Here is a 17,962-nt window from a genome sequence, read left to right as displayed (position 1 = left end):
GCCATCCTCGCCGGCGAGCTCGTCGTCGCCCTCGCCGCCATCGACCACGTCATCGCCGCCGCCCGCAGACACAACGTCGTCGCCAGAACCGGCGAGGATGGTCTCGGCCCATGGCCTGCCCATCAGCACATCGTCGCCATCAGTGCCGACCGGCGCCGGCGCGGCATCCTCCAGCACCGTGTCGGTGCGGTAGTTCAGGTTCTGGATGCGCTCGTCGAGCGCCACCGAGGTGTCGGCGACGTCGAAGGCGGTCTCCTTGGTGCCATGGAACTCCCGCATGTACTGAGCGAGCGCCTGCTGCTCGCCGAGAAGCGCCGAGCCGACCGGGGTATGGGCGGCGATGACGCTGGGCTCGGTGAAGTTGAGAGACTCGTCGACCGGGCCCGACAGAGTGCCGTCGTTCAGCAGGTAGCGGAAATTCGAGCCGTTGGCCTTGGCCGGGTAGCCGTCACCGCCATTGGCGAGGAAGTTCAGCGTGATCACGGTGATCGTCGCCGGCAGGCCGGCCTGCAGCACGCCATTGTCGTAGAGCGCATAGGAGCGGCCCGCGCCATCGACCAGCGCGATGTCCTGGACGCGGCTGCCGGCCGGCAGGTCCGGGTCCCAGGAGAAGGCGACGCCGCCGATCTGCGGGAAGCGGCCCTGCAGCGTGCCCGCAGCGACGCCGTGCTCCAGGATCGCCTTGATGCCCTGGGCCGTGGTGTCGAAGGCCATGAGCTTGTTGTCGAAGCGCAGCGAGTTCTCGATGTCGAGCTGCGAGACGCCGCCCTCCGCCTTGCCGGCGGCGGGATTGGCCGGCGGCGGCAGCTTGTCGACCGAGCCGTCGACCGGATCGGGCGCCGAGAGCGTGCCGATCTGGGCGCGGATGCCGCCGCCGTTCTTGAAGGAGACGATCACGGTGTCGTCGGAGGCGCCCAGCGCCTCGCGCAGGGCATGCGCGTTGGCGTCGGCCGAGAGCGAGCCGAGATTGGTCTCCTCGCTGCGCACGAAGGCGCGCTCGCCTTCGAGATAGACGTCGGTGTAGCCATAGACATTGCCGTCCTTGGCCGAGATGACGGTGCCGACCGCGTCGGTGAGGTCGCGGACCTGATCGCCCTTGGTGCCTTGCGCAAATGCCGTGTTCTCGAGGTTGTCGACGGTCGTGTTCCAGGCCTCGGCGACGTTCTCCGCGGTCGAGGCATAGGCACCGTTGATCGCGGCGTCGACCGTGAGGTTGTCGACGAGGATCTTGCCCTGCGCGTCGAAATCGACCTTGAGGCGGCCGAGATAGGTGTATTCGTTGTCGGTGTTGACGATCAGGGTCTTGCCGCCCTCCGCATCGGTGATGACCAGCGGATAGGTGTCGGCGAAGTCGGCGCCATGTCCCGGGAAAGACTGCGCCTCGTCATCGGCATCGCCGAGGCGGGTGTTGGAGCCGGCCGCCAGGATGATGTCGACGCCCTTGAGCAGGGTGGCGAGCTGCTTCTCGTTGGCGATGTTCTGCAGATGCGACTGCAGGATGATCTTGTTGATGCCGTCGGCGCGCATCTGATCGATGATCGGCTGCAACTGCGCGGCGAGCAGCGCCATATCGTCAACTTCGCCATTGGCGCCGGGGCCGGTCGGGAAGCCCTTGATCTCGGTGCCGGTCGGCGAGGAGATGGCCTCGAGAATCTGTGTCGTCGCGCCGACAATGCCGATGCGCTCGCCGCCCTTCTCGACCACGACCGCCGGGGCGATCTTGCCCTTCAGCGTCGAGGCGTTGTCAAAGATGAAGTCGTTGGCGGCGTTGCCGCCGAGGGTCTTATCGGCCGCATTGCGGATGGCGCTGTCGCCGGAGACGTCGAGATTGGCTGAGACCATGGCGTAGTTGGCGCCGACCCAGCCGCCGCCGGCGATGAAGCTGCCGGCGAAGGCGGTCGAGCCGAGATCCCACTCATGGTTGCCGATGGCCGAGACCTCGACGCCGATGGCGTTGTGGATCGCCGTATCGACGGCGCCGATCGGGACCGTGCCACCGGCCGCGATTGTCGAGCCGGTGACGGCGTTCAGCGTCGAGATCACTGCCGGATCAGTGCCGGCCGCCAGGAACGGGCCGGGCAGATAGGTGTCGCCGCCCGAAAGGATCAGCGTGTTGGCATAATCGTCGTCGAAGGCATCGACGAGCGCCGCCAGGTTCTTGGCGGTCGAGCCGGCGAGCAGGCCGGCCTCGCCATCGGACAGATGCAGCAGCTGCAGCGTGAACGCAGGTTGAGACACGGGCTCTTCCGTCAGGTCGAGGCCGAGCACGATCGGGTCATGGTCGGAGACGCGGGCGATCACCTCTGGGTTGAAGATCGAGGGATCGCGCTCATCAGTGGAAAGATCGGAGTTGAAGTTGAGCTGATAGTCGTTGGCGTCGGCCTCGTCGGCGTTGATGTGCCAGTCGGTGACGCCGGTGACCTGGGTCGAGAGGCTGCCATTGGTCAGGATGTGGTCGAGCGAGCCCTTCTGGCCGTCGAAGACATAGCCGTAATTGCCGGCGCCCTGATCGGTGTAGCCGGCATTGGTCAGCACATCGATCGGGTCCTCTTTCTCATAGGCGTTGAGGTCGCCCAGGATAAGGACGTCGTCATCCTGCGAGCCGGTCGGGTCGGTCCCGAGCCATTCGACCAGGGCCTTGGCCGCGAGCTCGCGCTGGTTGTTCCAGCCGCCATTGCCGTCCTTGATGTCGGCGTCCTCGCCGGTGCCGGAGCCGCCCTTGGACTTGAAGTGATTGACCACCGCGGTGAACTCGCCGCCGGTGTCGATCTCCTCGAAGGTGACGGCCACGGCGGCGCGGCTGGTGTTCTCGCCGTTGAAGATGCGCCCGAGCGTGCTCTGCGCCAGAAGGTCGGCCGAGAGGTCGCTGTCGTCAAGGACCGCGATCTCGGTGTCAAAGGCGACCCGCACCGAGGTGACGTCGTAGATGAAACCGACCGCGATCGCATCGCCGCCGACGAAGGTCTGGCCCGGCCGCACCCAGTCGTATTTGAACGAGCCGGAGACGCTGTTGAGCTGGTTGACCAGATACTCGATCGCGTTGCCGCTGGCGCCGGCAGCGAAATTGTTCTCGAGCTCCATCAGGCCGAGCACGTCGGCGTCGAGCTCGAGGATCGTGTTGACGAGCTTGGCGGTCTGCCGATCGAACTCGGCCTGCGTCTCGGCGCCACGCGGCTCGAAGCCGTTGGCTGTCCTCTGGCCGTTGTCGAGCGTGGTGAAGTAGTTGAGGACGTTGAAGCTCGCGACCTTCAGCGTGCCCCCGACATCCGGGAGGCTGGTCGGGCGCGGATTGCCCGAGACCACGTCGTTGATGCCGGGCCCGTTCTGGATGGCATGCACGCGGAACTGGTTGAAGTCGTAGTCGAGCACGCCGGTCAGGCCGGTGATGGTGTCGCCCATGCGCGGGGCGGTCGTGGCGTTGTAGTCGCCGTCGACCAGGGTGTTGTCGAGGTTCGGGTTCGAGATGCTGCGGCCATCGTCGAAGGTGATCGAGCGCGAGGCGATGTCGCGGATATGCGCGTCATAGCCGGAGACGCTCGCTTCGTTGTCGACCGTATAGGAATTCGGCCGCCCGCCTTGCGTCAGCCGGACCTCGCCGAACTGGTCGAGGTTGAACTGCTCGGTAATGGTCAGCGTCTCGGTGAAGCGGACGAGCATACCCTCATAGGCTTCGAGATCGGCGACATAGGTGCCGTTCGAAGCGGTCTGTACGCCGACGCTCGGCAGGTCGATCACGGCCGCCATGGTGTTGACGTCGGCGACGGCGCCGGCCTGGACCACGCTCACGCTGGACGCATTGAGCTCGGTGTTGCCGAAGCTCTCGGCCACGGTGCCGGTGACGCGGACCCGGTCTCCGACCTGAACGTCGACGCCCAGGCTGGCATAGGAGACGAAGATGCCTTCCGAGGTCCGGCTGTTGCCGTCGGAATCGGTGATCTCCTCCTGGAGCCAGAAGCCGCCGAGATTGCGGCCGCCATCGGCATCGCCGTTCTGGAAATCGCCGACCACGATGGCCTCGACCGTCACCGTCTGACCGGTCATGCCGCTGGTCAGACCCGTGCCCTGGATCGCGCTGATCAGGGTGATCGCGGCGCCGTCGTCATTGGTGATCGTCGCGCTCGTCTGCTGAGAGGAGGCGCCGAGCGTCGCGGTGATGGTAAAGCTCTCATCGGCCTCGGCGATCGCATCCTCGACGGTGGCGACAGTGAAGCTCGCCGAGCTCTGGCCGGCCAGAACGGTCACCGTCGCCGGGACGGTCGCGAGGTCGGCGGTCGCGCCCGAGGCGGCAAGCGTGACGATGGTGTCGGTGGCGACGGGTCCGCTGAGCGTCACGGTGAACTGGAAGGCCTCGCCTTCGGGCTTGGCGGCAGCATCGACCGCGAGGGATGCAATGGAGATCGTCGGCGTGCCATTTGCCGGCGCGCTCGACACGACGATATCGTCGATGCCGACCCACTCGTCATTGCCGGTCGCATTAGTGGTCATAATGCGGACCTCGACCTGCGCCTGCCCGTTGACCGCCGCCGGCAGGACGAGGGAGACCGGGGTCACCTGCGTCGCGCTGCCACCAGTGGTGACGTCGGCGAAATAGCCGCCGGGGACATTGGTCCAGCCGCCGGTGCCGCCGAGGCGATACTGGACGTTGAGCTGCTGGGTCGCATTGTCGGTCGAGGCGTCGAGATCGCGGGCGTTGAAGGCGACCGTCACGTTCTGGCGACCGGTGGCATCGAGATAGAGTACGAGGCTGGGGGCGTCAGCGGTGCCCGAGCCGTTCAGGGCGATGGTCGGATTGGCGATGCCGTCGAATTCGGCGACTCCGCCAGGTGCATTGGCAGCGCTGGGATTGCTCTGGTTGGCGATCACATTGACCGCGCCGAGCGCCGCGCCGGTCAGCGTCCTCGGATCGGCCGCGGTGGCGCTGCCGATGTCGCCGAGATAGCCGACGATACTCGGCACTCCGTTCCAGCCGTCATTGGCGGTGATCAGACCGGTATTGGACCAGTTCTGCGTCAGGCTGCCGCTCGAGAGCGCGAAATAGGAGTTGGACATCGAGAAAATCTCCTAGAGGGACGCGGTTGGCGGTTGGTTTGGCCGCGGCGGAAACGAGCTGGGCGAAGTCAGAAGTCGAAGGCGCTGCTGATCGGGGGCTTGCGGCAGCGCCGACGGAGGCGGGGTCAAGCTGCTGGGAGGGCTCTACGGGAAGCTCTCCCAGCAGCGATGATGCTCAGGCGAAGCGGAAATCGTCGGCCCGCAGAGAGCCGAGCTGGACATCGGTCAGGGTCAGGGAGGTGTCGGCGTCGATCGTGAACACCACGTCCGACCCGACCTGTGCCGCACGCGCCATGGCTGCGTCGAAATCGGCGAAGACGGCGCTGGCGAACTCGAGCGCGTCCTCGCCGAGGGCGAAGTCGGCGATCGTGTCGCGGCCGAAGCCGGACGCGAAGACGAAGGCATCCTCGCCGGAACCACCGGTCAGGGCATCGTCGCCCGCGCCGCCGTCGAGGCGATCGTCGCCGGAGCCGCCGCTCAGCATGTCATTGCCGAGGCCGCCGAGCAGAACATCGTCACCGGAGCCGCCGGCGACGTCGTCGTTCCCTTCGCCGCCAGTGACAAGGTCGTCGCCGGAGCCCCCCTTCAACGCATCGTTGCCGAGGCCGCCGACCAGCGTGTCGTCACCCGCGCCGCCATTGAGCGTGTCGTTGCCGGCGCCGCCGTCGAAATCATCGTCGCCATTGCCGCCGGTGACGACATTGTCGCCGTCGCCGAAGGACAGGTTCTCGATGCTGACGAAGGTCTGCACGCCGATCCCGGCGCCGGCGACACGGCCGGAGGCCATGTCGACATAAAGCGCACCGGTCGCCGCCGACAGGTCGAGAGTGTCGTAGCCGTCACCGCCGTCGATGAGATCATTGCCGGGACCGGCCTTGATCACGTCATCACCGGCACCGCCATCGATCGTATCGTCGCCCGCGCCGCCGCCGATCGTGTCGTTGCCGGCACCGCCTGCGATGGTGTCGTTGCCGGCCTCGCCATAGAGGGCATCGTCGCCATCGCCGCCGTCGAGCGCATCATTGCCGCTGCCGGCATAGATGACGTCCTTGCCGATGCCGCCGCGAACGGTGTCATCGCCGTCGCCGAGATAGATCTGGTCGTCGCCTTCCTCGCCGTCGATCTCGAAATCGGCAGAGGAGGTCGCGGTAACGAGGTCGTTACCCTCGCCGAGCAGGATCTCGCCGATGACCGAGGCGCCGACATAGAGGTTCACGTGGTCGTCGCCCGCGCCCATGTCGACAGCGGAGCCGCCGGTCGCCTGGATCAGCCCGGAATTGCCGAGCTTGTCATTGCCCCCGCCCATCGCGACACCGCCGACGATGCGACCGCCGCTGGTGTTGATGACCTCGTCGGCATAGTTGCCGACGAGGTTGATCGCCTCGTTGCCGCGCAGGTCGAAGCGGGCGGCGTCGACCGGAGCAACGTTCTCGGGACCGTTGCCCGCCCCCTCGATCAGGCCGTCATTGACGATCAGCGTGATGCCGAGCGCATTCTGGTTGCTGGAGTTGTCGACCTGGATCGCCCGGCCATAGCCGTAGATCTTGCCGGTGTTGTTGTTGACAATGGTGCCGCCGCCGATGGCGATACCCTCGGAGACGTTAGGCTCGCCGTCATGGTAGCCGTTGGCGCCGAGCCCCTCGACCGTGCCGTAATTGTTGAGGAACAGCAGGCCGTCGACGTCGATGGCGTCGCCGTCGCTGTCGGCGAGCGTCGCCGACTTGCCCTGCATCACGCCGCGATTGGTGATGTTGACGCGATCGGCCTCCGAGCCGTCATTGTCGATGTTAACCGCCGAGCCGTTGCGGCCGATCATGGTGCCGTCGTTGACCACGGTGACGGCATGGTCGCCGGTCACGGCATGGCGAGAGCCCTCGAGCAGGCCGCCGGCATTGTTGTTGACCTTGCCGCCGGTGTCGCTCTGGAAGTCGATCAGATCGCCGCCGCCGACGAAGCCGTCGCCGGTCGTGATCGTGCCCGAGTTGTTCACGGTGCCGTTCTGGCCCGGGCGGATCACGTCGGTATCGGTGCCCTGCTGGCGGATGATGCCGCCGGCGCGGTTGTTGATGGTCGCGCTGGCGCCGTTGCCGTCGAAGCTGCGGAAGTCGAGCACGCGCCCGTCAGCTTCGATCATGCCGGCATTGTTGACGGTGATGCTGGCCGTGGCCGCGCCCGCCTGGCTCGGATTGAGCGCACCACGCAGAGTTCCGCCGGCAAGGTTGTCGATCGTCAACGAACCGGTCGCTCCTGCCGTGGTCTGAAGGAGGCGGCTGCCCGCGGTGACTTCGATGAGCCCGGCGTTGCTCAGCACGGCATCGCCGCCGCCGGCCCAGGTCACCGCATTGCTCGCGACCGTGAGCTTGCCGCCGGCGTCGATGCCGATGCGGTCATCGTTGTCGATGACGAGGCCGGAGGTGACAGTCGCGCCGTTGCGGATGGCGATCTCGTCATAGGCGCCGCTGCCGGCGACCGACCAACTGCCGCTCACAACCTCGAGCCGCTCGACGCCGGTCGGCGCCGCGAGCGAGCCCGTGCCGGGTCCCAGCAGCTTGACAGTGTCGCTATCCGCGCCGCCATCGATCGTCGCGGCCGCGCCAGCTCCGGCCTTGACCTCGATCACGTCGTCGCCCGCGCCGCCCTTCGCGGTATCGCCCGCGCCGATGACGATGCGATCATCGCCGGCGCCGCCGTCGAGAATATTGGCCAGATCGTTGCCGATCAGGACGTCTTCGCCCGCGCCACCGGTGACGTTCTCGATGCCGGTCAGAGTATCGAGGCCGACGCTGTCACCATTCGCCGTGCCGGTCGACAGATCGACGGAAACATCGTCCGTCTCGGCCGAGTAGTCAGCGGTATCGACGCCGTCGCCGCCATCGAAACGGTCATTGCCCTCGCCACCGGCCAGGGTGTCGTTGCCAGCGCCGCCGAGCAGGAAGTCGTCACCCGCGCCACCGCGCAGCCGATCATTGCCGTCACCGCCCTGAAGGGCGTCATCGCCGTCACCGCCGTCGAGATCATCGTCGCCGGCTCCACCGCGGACGAGATCGTCGCCCGCGCCGGCGAGCACGATGTCATTACCGGCGCCGGCGTCGACGACCAGGTCATCCTCGATGTCGGTCGCCGTGAGCTTGTCGTCACCGGCTCCGAGCAGGATCTCACCGTAGATCTGCGAGCCGTCGAGCAGCGTGACCTCGTCGTTGCCGTCGCCCATGTCGATGGCGGCACCTTCGAGCCCGATGATGGTGCCGGAGTTGACGAGGGTATCGTCGCCACCAAGCATCGCGACGCCGCCGAACAGCACCTCATCATTGACCAGGCTGTCATCCCCATCGCCGTAGGCCGACGTCGCGGCCGGCTGCGGCTCGTCGTCATTGCCAGGCTGCGCGGCGGGCCCGCCGGGAACGGGGCTCGCCGAAGCATCCTGCGGAGCAGGAGTGCTTGACGGGGCGAAGGAGCGACCGGTCTGGCCGCCAGCCGAAGGACCAGCATCCGCAAGGCCGGTCGAACGAGCGACCGACGCTGAACTCGCCGCGACCGGCTGAACAGTGATCGCCGGACCAAGACCGTGGGGCTTGACGGAATCGAACTGGCTCGGATCCGTCGAGCTGCCTTGGGCGATCTGGGCCGCTTTGGTGCTGCCGGTGGTTTCGACATCCTCGCCGGGTTCGACGCTGACGGCACCGCTGCGATCGACGGCGACAGTCGCGCCCGCCGGAATATCGCGATCGGCCGTCCAGTTCCAGCTGGCGGCATCCCCGCCCGACAGGCCGTCCAGAGGAATGGTGATCACGTCGCCTGCGAGGACAGGCTGGAGGATCTTGAAGACAACGCCGTTTCCGGCGTCGGGGCTATAGCCGACGAAGCTGACCGAACCGACGGGACGCGCCATGATGCAATTCCTTTAGCCAATGCAACGGATGCCCCGTCCGCCGCCAGCCGGGGACAGCTCGCGGAGGGCGAGCCGAGGGCGCGTTAATGACTTGGTAAGGATGACGGTTGTTTAACGGTTCGTTAACCGAATTAAGTATGCCGTGACTGATCGACCCGAAATTGGGCACGGACGCGCGCGCCGCGATATGCAATCGCGCCGATTTCGAGACTGATTTGACAAGATAACTGACCAGAAGGTCGCTTAGTGCTGACCTTCATTTGGCGATGACTTGCCTGACGGTGAGTATCGCAAAAAGATAGTATCGATAGCTCGATCAATACTTTCAGCTCCCGCGCGCGAGCGCCGGGAGGCGAGATGGCCTCAGCCATGGGATGACGGCGAAATCCCGTTCCCGCTCGCAAGCTAGGTCGATGCACAAACGAATACGAATCCATTCCATCAATGGGGGGTATGGGAATTTTCAATGTCCCGCCGCGTCACCGATTTCACCGAGCTGTCATCTGGTTCTCATATTGCCGCCCGGCAACGCGTGGGTGAGCTCGGTGGGGGCGAGCGCACCGACATTTGGCATGGAGCCGCGCGGGCAGCCGCTGCGAGCGGCGTCTTCAGTTCTGTTTGCGTCGGGGAATTCGGCCCTTGCTTCCAAAGCGACCCAGAAATGCCGCAACCGAGGCCCTGGCCTCGTGCCGGTCCGCATTCCTCGCGGTGGCGCTGTTCTCAGCCCTCGTCAACATCCTTATGCTGACGGGCTCACTCTATATGCTGCAGGTCTATGATCGCGTTTTGCCGTCACGCAGCCTGCCGACGCTGGTCGCGCTGTCGCTGATCGTCGCCGCGCTCTACATCCTGCTCGGCCTGTTCGACTGGCTGCGCCAGCACATCCTCAGCCGCATCGGTGTCGAGCTCGATCGCAGGCTCGGCGGGCCGGTGCTCGGCGCCATTCTCGACGGACAAGTGCGCGGCGCCCAGACCGGCACCCAGCCGTCGCGCGACCTCGACAGCATCCGCAGCTTCCTGTCCGGCCTCGGCCCGACCACCTTGTTCGATCTGCCGTGGATTCCGCTCTATGGCGCCCTCTGCTTCATCCTGCACCCCTATCTCGGCTGGACGCTGGTCGGCGGGGCGGTCATCCTGATCATTCTGGCCCTGCTTACGGAATTCATGTCGCGCCGGCCCAGCGCCGACGTCGCCCGCTCGGCGGGCGAACGCGCCGCGCTGATCGAAGCTGCGCGCCGGAATGCCGAGGCGGTGACCGCGCTCGGCATGGGCGCCCGCATCGGCCGGCTGTTCGAGCGCACCAATGATCGCCATGTCGCCGCCAATCTCAAGGCTTCGGACATCACCAGCGCGCTCGGCGGCGTCTCGAAGGTGGTCCGGTTCATGCTGCAATCGGCCATGCTCGGTGTCGGTGCCTGGCTGGTGATGCAGGATCAGGCCTCCTCGGGCGTGATGATCGCCGCTTCCGTGCTCAGCAGCCGTGCCCTCGCCCCGGTCGAGCTGGCGATCGGGAGCTGGCGCCCGTTCATCGGCGCTCGCCAGGCTTGGCGCCGGCTCCATGGCGCTCTCGGCGAGGAGACTGCCCAACCCGCGATCGCGCCGGAACGTCCAACCCAGCGCCTCGCGCTCGACCACGTCTTCGTCGCCCCGCCGGGCAGTCCGACGCCGACTGTAAAGGAAGTCGGTTTCACGCTGCAGGCCGGCCAGGGCCTGGCTGTGATCGGCCCCTCGGCGTCGGGCAAGTCGAGCCTGGCGCGGGCTCTGGTCGGCGTCTGGCCGGTGCTGCGCGGCAGTCTGCGCCTCGACGGCGCCACCCTCGATCAGTGGCCGCAAGAGGAGCGCGGCGCGATCATCGGCTATATGCCGCAGGACGTGCAGCTCTTCGCCGGCACGATTGCCGAGAACATCGCGCGTTTCGATCCGGCGATGACCGAGGAGTCGGTGCGCGGCGCCGCCAAGGCCGCCGGTGCCTATGATCTGATCCTCGGCTTGCCGAAGGGCTTCGAGACGCCGATCGGCGAAGCCGGCGGCATCCTGTCGGGCGGCCAGCGCCAGCGCATCGCCCTGGCGCGCGCGCTTTACGGCGATCCGTTCCTGGTTGTGCTCGACGAGCCCAACGCCAGCCTCGACGCCGATGGCGATGCGGCGCTGACGAGCGCGATCGCCGGGGTGCGCGCCCGCGGCGGCATCGTGATCGTCATCGCGCATCGCCCCTCGGCACTGGCCGGCATCGATCTCGTCCTTATCCTGGCCGATGGCCAGGTCCAGGCCTTCGGGCCGAAAGACGAGGTGCTGCGCAAGAGCCTTGCGGCCCGGCCGGGATCGGCTGCGTCTGCACCTTCCTCCAAGCTCGTGGTGGCGGCCGATGCGCGCGGTTAATGAGAACAGGGCCGGCGCACGGCCCGCATCGGCGAAGGATTCAGCCGAGGGTCGCGCGCCCGATCCGCGACGCGACATCCGGCGTGCGACGCTGTTCGGCGTTGCGACCATAGCGGTGCTGTTCGGCACGGTCGGCCTGTGGGCGGCGACCGCTCCGCTCTCGGGTGCCGTTATCGCCTCCGGCAAGGTCGTCGTGGAGAGCCATGTCCGGCGGATCCAGCACCCGTCCGGAGGCGTGGTCGCCGAGATCCGGGTCAAGGACGGCGACCGCGTCAAGGCCGGCGACGTGCTGGTGCGCCTCGACGAGACCAACGCCAAGGCAAGCCTGGCGCTGATCGAGATCGAGCTCACGCGGTTTCGGGCGCGCAAGAGCCGGCTCGAGGCGGAGCGCGACGGTTCGCCAGAACTCGTGCTTCCGCCGGAGTTGCGGGGGCGAGACGATCCGGCCGTGACCCAAGCGATCGCAGGCGAAGAGCGGCTGTTCCGCACCCGACGCGCCGCAGCCGAGGTTCAGCGCTCGCAGCTGCGCGAGCGGATCGCGCAGTCGCACGAGGAGATCAAGGGGCTGGAGGCACAGCTTGAGGCGCGGGCCGCGCAGGCAATCCTGATCAAGCAGGAGCTCGACGGCGTGAAGAAGCTCTACGAGCAGAGCCTCGTTTCGCTCTCGCGCCTGACCTCGCTGCAGCGCGAGGCCTCTCGCCTCGTCGGCGAGCAGGGTAGCCTGACCTCCGACAAGGCGCGGGTGAAGGGCCGGATCGCCGAGGTCGAACTGCAGATCCTCCAGATCGGCGAGGATCTGCGCCGCGAAGTCACGACCGAGCTACGCGATGTCGACGGCAAGATTGCAGACCTGTCCGAGCGCCGTGTCGCGGCGCGTGACCAGCTCGACCGGATCGAGATGCGGGCGCCGCAGGACGGCATCGTCCATCAGCAAACCGTGCATACGATCGGCGGCGTCATCGGCCCGGCGGAACAGATCATGCTCATCGTCCCGGAGACGGACGGGTTGGTGGTCGAGGCGCGCGTCGAGCCGGCGATGATCGACAGGCTGCGCATCGGGCAGGCCGCGATGCTGCGTTTCCCGGCCTTCGACAGCGCAACGACCCCGGATCTCAATGGCAAACTGATCCATGTCTCGGCCGATTCGAGCACGGACCAGCAATCGGGTGCGTCGTTCTACACCGCCCGAGTCGCGCTCGATCGCTCCGAGGTCGATCGCCTCGGTGGCAAAACCCTGCTTCCGGGTATGCCGGTGGAAGCCTTCATCCAGACCGGCTCGCGCACCGCGCTCGCCTACATCGTCAAGCCGATCGAGGATCAGCTGGCGCGCAGCTTCCGCCATCATTGAGGGCTGTACCGGGAGACATCCCTCGCGGCGCAGCTGAATTCTCAGGCCGCCTCGGGGTCGCAGTGGCCCGCCGCCGCAGGTTTCTGAAATGCGTCGGCGGCGCAGTTGAAGAAATCGGCGATCATCGGCATGCGGCGGCGCTCGTCGAGGCAGATCACGTATTCGTTGATCGCGATGCCGGCATCGTGCAGCGGCAAAAAGTGCAGGCGCGAATCGAAGCCGAATTCGAGGTCGGCGATCGCGCCGAGGCCAAAGCCAGCGGCGACGGTCTCGCGCACCCCCTCCCGGGTCGAGACCTCGATGACGTCGCCGAGCGTGACGCCATGAGCCGCAAGGTTCTGCTCAAACACCTCGCGCGTGCGCGAGCCGCGCTCGCGCAACACGAAAGGCAGCCCTTGCAGCTCCGTGACCGAGACCGATTTCCGCCGAACCCAGGAATGGCTCTTTGGCAGGAATACGCCGACCTTCATCGTGGTCAGAGGCTGGACATGGAAGCGGCTGTCCTCGGGCATCTGGGCGGTGATGCCGACATCCGCGCGATACTGGGTGATCTGCTCGATCACACTGCCTGAATTATGCATCTGGATCGAGAAGACGAGCTTCGGCCGGCGCCGGCGCAGCGCTCCCAGGATCGGCAATGAATGCACGGGTCCGTCCGAGGCCAATCTCAGGCGCCCGCCATCGGCCTTGCGGCTCTTGAGCATCCGTCCGGCTTCGGTGAGGGCCGAAAACAGGCGCGAGGTCACCTCGAAAAGTGCTTCCCCATCGGAGGTCAGAGTCACGCCGCGCGGCCCGCGCTCGAACAGGACGACGCCGGAGAGCGCCTCGAGTTGCCGCACCTGCCCCGACAGCGTCGACTGGCTGACCGCCATCTCGCGAGCGGCCTGCGAATAGCCGCCTGCCGTTGCGACGAAGTGGAATGCGCGAAGCTGCGTGACCGATGCCATGGGCTTTCAACTCGCCGGGCGGGATCCGGACTCCAGGCTCGCGACGGCGATAGCAGCAAGCAATAGCCACGCGCTCAATGGTCTTATCCGCGGCTTGCTTCAAGTTTGTGACACGTCTGACTGCCACGATCAAAAGGCGAGTCAGGTCAAATTTCAAAAAGACGGAATATGATTTGCCAGCAAAATTTAGGCTAAATTACCGATGCAGGGTATCGCAACTTTCGATATCGCAGCCTCTGCTGATTTCAACGATCCGTCATAAGGCGCTCCTACCTCTCGAAACGGATTATAAACCACGCTCAGCTGCTTGGCGGCAGACCGTGCCGATCGACCGTTTACGCAAAAGGAACCCGATCCATGGCGACGATCAGCAACTCCATCCTCGACTATATCGCGACCCGCGGTTCCGAGAATCGCGTCATCGACCTCAGCCAGGTGTTCTCCGGGACCGGCTTGACCTATGCGGTGCAGAGCAGCAACCCGGGCATCGCCGATGTCAAAGTCGAAAACGGTAAGCTCGTCATCGATTACTCCGATACGCTCGGGTACACCGACCTCAAGATCACCGCGACCGACGGAAACGGCCAGAGCGTGACCGACAATGTCCGCGTTCGCGTCGCCGGTGAGAATGCCTACACGATCGCCGTACTGCCAGACACTCAGGACTATACCAACGCAGCCCGCGCTCACATCTTCAACGAGATGACGAGTTGGCTGGTCGACAACAAGGAGAGCCTCAATCTCCAGTTCGTCATCCATGTCGGCGATATCACCACCAACAACAGCGATGCTAATCACTGGGTCTATGCCGAGCCGGCCTTGCGCGTGCTCGACGGCAAGATCCCGTATTCGCTCCTGCCGGGGAATCACGACCAGAACACCGGCAACGCCGCAAACCACTCGACCGACCCGCTCGACACCCGCTTCTCCCCGGAGAAGCAGGCGGCGACGAACCCCGGCACCTTCGGCGGCGTCTACGACCAGGAGCCGAACCGCAGCGCCAACAACTACCATACCTTCACCGCGCCGGACGGCACGAAATGGCTGGTGCTGAGCCTTGAATTCGGACCGCGCGACGACGTGCTGCGCTGGGCCGGCGAGGTCATCGAGGGGCATCTCGACCATCGCGTCATCCTGGCTAACCACTCCTATATGAACTGGGCCGGCCGCCACGACGCGACCGGTGCGCCGCTCTACGACGAGGGCGCAGGCTACGATTACGGCATGGGCAGCAGCGTGCAGGGCGCCAATGACGGCGAGACGATGTATCGCGAGCTCGTCCAGAAGTATCCGAACGTCACCTTCACCTTCTCCGGCCACATCTTCGGCGACGGCGCCGAGACACTCGTCAGCTACGACCAGTTCGGCAATCCCGTCCACCAGATGATGGTGAACTACCAGAACGGCGTCGCCTCCGAGATCACCAGCGATGCCGGCCAGGGCTCGGGCAGCAATGGCGGCAATGGCGCGATCCGGCTTCTGACGATCGATCCGGACAGCGGCGCGGTCTACACCTCGACCTATTTCGCGGCGCTCGATGACTACATGGACAGCGTCCGCGGCGACGGCGAACTCGACCGCGACGGCTTGACCGGCGGCTATCGCGGCCATGAGGAGACGCTGAGCGGCCTCGACCTCGGCACGCCGGACGTCCCCGCCATCGCCAAGGCCGGCAACGACCAGTTCGTCACCGCCGCGGCCGGGCAGGAGAAGGCCGCCGTCACGCTTGACGGCGACTGGACGCTCAACCCGAACAACGACCAGAACCTGAGCTATGTCTGGACCGATCGTGACGGTCATGTCGTCGCCACCGGCGCGACCCCGACCCTCGCTCTCGACGCCGGCCAGCATCAGTTCACGCTGACCGTGACCGACAGCTCCGGCAAGGTCTCGACCGACGAGGTCCGCATTGTCGTCACCAACGAGAATACGCTGCTCGCCGATGGCTTCAATGACGGCAACGCCAACGGCTGGGGCCTCGCTTCGACCGGCCCGCAATATGCGACCCGCTCCACCGACCAGCACGGCATCGCCGATCTGCCGACCGGCACCGGCAACGAGACCGTCACCTATATTCCCAAGCTCGGCCAGACCGATGGCGGGGTGCTGGTGAAGCTCGACAATGTCGCGGCCGGCACCGTCGCCAAGTCGTATTCGCTGGTCTACGACCTCCTGGTCACCCCCGGCGTCGCCAGCTACTTCTCCTTCCTTCAGACCGACCTGACCAACAAGAGCGACCAGGATCTGGCGCTCCGGAACGTCAATGGCTCGCGCGGCGGCATTGGCATCAACAGCGACTATGAGGGGACAATCAATTACGGCGCCTGGCACCGCGTCGCCTTCACCATCACCGACCGCGGCGACAATGTCCTGATCACCAAGTACATCGACGGCGTGAAGGTTGGCGACACCGTCCAGTCCGGCGGCAATTATGGCCGCTACCAGATCGACATGAGCAAGGGCTTCCTGCTTTTCGCCGACGAGAGCGGCGAGACCTGGCCGGGCTACGCCTCGAGTTTCCTGTTCACCGACAAGGTGCTGAGCGACGCCGAAATCGCGGCGCTCGGCGGCGTCAAGCCGGGCGGCATCATGGAGAGCAAGCCGAGCACGAACTCGGTCCAGATCGACTTCGGCAACCCGTCCTGGCCGAACGAGTTCGGCAGCGGCGCCGCCCTGCCCGTCACCCTGGACGCCTCGGGCACCGGAACCTATCTGGTCAAGGGTAGCGCCAACTCGCGGGGCACCGTGGCCGAGGGCCAGGATGCTGTCGAAGGCCGCCTCTTCGAACAGTCCGATGCAGCCAACAAGCTGCTGGTCTGGAAGGAGGCCGCGGCCAAGAACTGGACCAACTACGAATTCGAGGCGACCCTCAAGGCGACCGACAACGACGGCACCGGGCTGGTGTTCTATTACAAGGACGCCAGCAACCACTATAAGGTGGTGCTGGACGCCGAGACCAACAGCCGCTCGCTGGTCAAGGTCCAGAACGGCGCCGAGAGCGTGCTGGCGCGCGAGACCGGCGGCACGCCCTGGAGCAGGGACTTCCAGCTCAAGGTCGTGGTGGTCGACGGCACGATCAGCGCCTTCCTCGACGGTCACAGCCTGTTCGGCGAGGTGGTCGACGCCGCGCCGCTCTCCGGCGGCTCCGTCGGCTTCTACTCGAACAACCAGCGCAGCTCGCAATTCGACAATGTGACCGTGAACAAGGTCGCGCTGACCGCCCATGCCGGCGACGATCTGCGCCCGATCGACGCCGATGGCGACGGAAGGGTCGCGGTCGAACTCGATGCCGGCGCCAGCTACGGCCTGGCCGACATCGTCAGCTACATCTGGACCGACAAGGACGGCACCGTCGTCGCGCAGGGCAAGCATGCCAGCGTGACGCTCGATGCGGTCGAGCAGGTCCTGACCCTGACCGTCACCGACGCGAGCGGCAAGACTGCGACCGACAAGGTCACGATCGATGCGATCTCGCAGGCGCGCGTACTGCTGTCGGAGGGCTTCGGCGGCAGCGACTTCTCCCGCTGGACGATCGTGGACGAAGGCGAATCCGGCGGTATCGGCGCCGACGGCAAGTCCTCGCAATGGCAATTGCAGGACGGCGCGCTCGCCCAGCTTTCCGACCTGAAGAGCCGCCAGCTCACCTGGAACGGCGCCTCCAATTCCGACCCGTGGAAGACCGGCTGGAGCCCGCTAGGCGACGGCGTCAACGTGCTGCGCAAGGGCACCTATGCGCTGTACGGCGATGCCGCGGCCAAGGAATGGAAGGATTACGCCGTCGAGGCCACGATCACATCGCCTGACAACGGCGCGCTCGGCCTGCTGTTCTACTACCAGGACGCGAACAACTACTACAAGCTCGAGCTCGATGCGAACGGCGACTACGATCGCAGCCCGGGCAATGGCGCCGGCAGCCTGTTCCAGCTGATCCAGGTCAAGGACGGCGTCGAGAAATATCTCACCCAGTTCCCGGCGAAGTATACGCCGGGCGAAGCGCTCCAGCTTCGCGTCGAGGTCAAGGACGGCAAGATCCAGGCCTATGTCGATGACATGGCGCTGTTCGCCTACGCCATTGAGGACCGGGCGCAGAGCAAGGGCACGGTCGGCCTGTTCTCTTGGGACAGCGCCGGGGTCTCCTTCGATGACGTGCTGGTCTACGACCTTTCGAGCGACAGCGTGCTGCCGCCGGGCGGTCCGATCCTTGGCACGGATGGCGATGACGAACTCGCCGGCACGGCCGGTGACAACGTCATCCTCGCCGGTTCTGGCGACGACGTTGTGTCTGCGGGCGGCGGCGATGACGTGGTCGATGGCGGCGAGGGCGACGACGAGCTCGCCGGCGAGGATGGC

Annotated in this window: 6 protein-coding genes; 3 read left to right on the top strand and 3 right to left on the bottom strand. The window is 66.0% G+C overall.

The genetic code is table 11. The features are described from left to right. Together ACFPOB_RS26515 and ACFPOB_RS26510 are read right to left on the bottom strand one after the other, a co-directional pair. Positions 1–5,049 (bottom strand): ExeM/NucH family extracellular endonuclease (locus tag ACFPOB_RS26515; RefSeq protein ID WP_377801299.1); only part of this gene is annotated, 5,049 nt, incomplete at its 3' end. 175 nt (positions 5,050–5,224) lie between these two features. Next, positions 5,225–8,938: a beta strand repeat-containing protein gene (locus tag ACFPOB_RS26510; RefSeq protein ID WP_377801298.1), complete on the bottom strand. Its 3,714-nt coding sequence runs from the start codon at positions 8,936–8,938 to the stop codon at positions 5,225–5,227. Positions 8,939–9,556: 618 nt separating this feature from the next. On the opposite strand from ACFPOB_RS26510, the gene ACFPOB_RS26505 reads away from it, so the two are divergent. Both ACFPOB_RS26505 and ACFPOB_RS26500 read left to right on the top strand, forming a co-directional pair. Beyond that, positions 9,557–11,317, top strand: a complete 1,761-nt coding sequence (locus ACFPOB_RS26505; protein ID WP_377801297.1) for a type I secretion system permease/ATPase — start codon at positions 9,557–9,559, stop codon at positions 11,315–11,317. Next, on the top strand, positions 11,304–12,665 hold the full coding sequence (locus tag ACFPOB_RS26500) for an HlyD family type I secretion periplasmic adaptor subunit (protein ID WP_377801296.1): 1,362 nt from the start codon (positions 11,304–11,306) through the stop codon (positions 12,663–12,665). The genes ACFPOB_RS26505 and ACFPOB_RS26500 overlap by 14 nt, the downstream gene beginning before the upstream one ends. A 41-nt stretch (positions 12,666–12,706) precedes the next feature. Here the strand turns inward: ACFPOB_RS26500 and ACFPOB_RS26495 are convergent, their stop codons facing one another. Then, positions 12,707–13,612: a LysR family transcriptional regulator gene (locus ACFPOB_RS26495; protein ID WP_377801295.1), complete on the bottom strand. Its 906-nt coding sequence runs from the start codon at positions 13,610–13,612 to the stop codon at positions 12,707–12,709. A 357-nt stretch (positions 13,613–13,969) separates the two neighbouring features. Between ACFPOB_RS26495 and ACFPOB_RS26490 the strand changes: the two genes are divergently transcribed. After that, positions 13,970–17,962: 3-keto-alpha-glucoside-1,2-lyase-like domain-containing protein (locus ACFPOB_RS26490; RefSeq protein WP_377801294.1), on the top strand; the 3,993-nt coding region annotated here is incomplete at its 3' end.

The sequence above is a fragment of the Allobosea eneae genome, assembly GCF_042657265.1.
Taxonomy (GTDB): domain Bacteria; phylum Pseudomonadota; class Alphaproteobacteria; order Rhizobiales; family Beijerinckiaceae; genus Allobosea; species Allobosea eneae.
Note: the sequence above shows the minus strand (reverse complement) of the source record. Positions and strands in the feature narration are given on the sequence as shown.

Excerpts from the sequence above, each read along its gene's own strand:
- ACFPOB_RS26500 (WP_377801296.1), top strand. The coding sequence starts at position 11,304 with ATGCGCGCGGTTAATGAGAACAGGGCCGGCGCACGGCCCGCATCGGCG.
- ACFPOB_RS26495 (WP_377801295.1), bottom strand. The coding sequence starts at position 13,612 with ATGGCATCGGTCACGCAGCTTCGCGCATTCCACTTCGTCGCAACGGCA.
- ACFPOB_RS26510 (WP_377801298.1), bottom strand. The coding sequence starts at position 8,938 with ATGGCGCGTCCCGTCGGTTCGGTCAGCTTCGTCGGCTATAGCCCCGAC.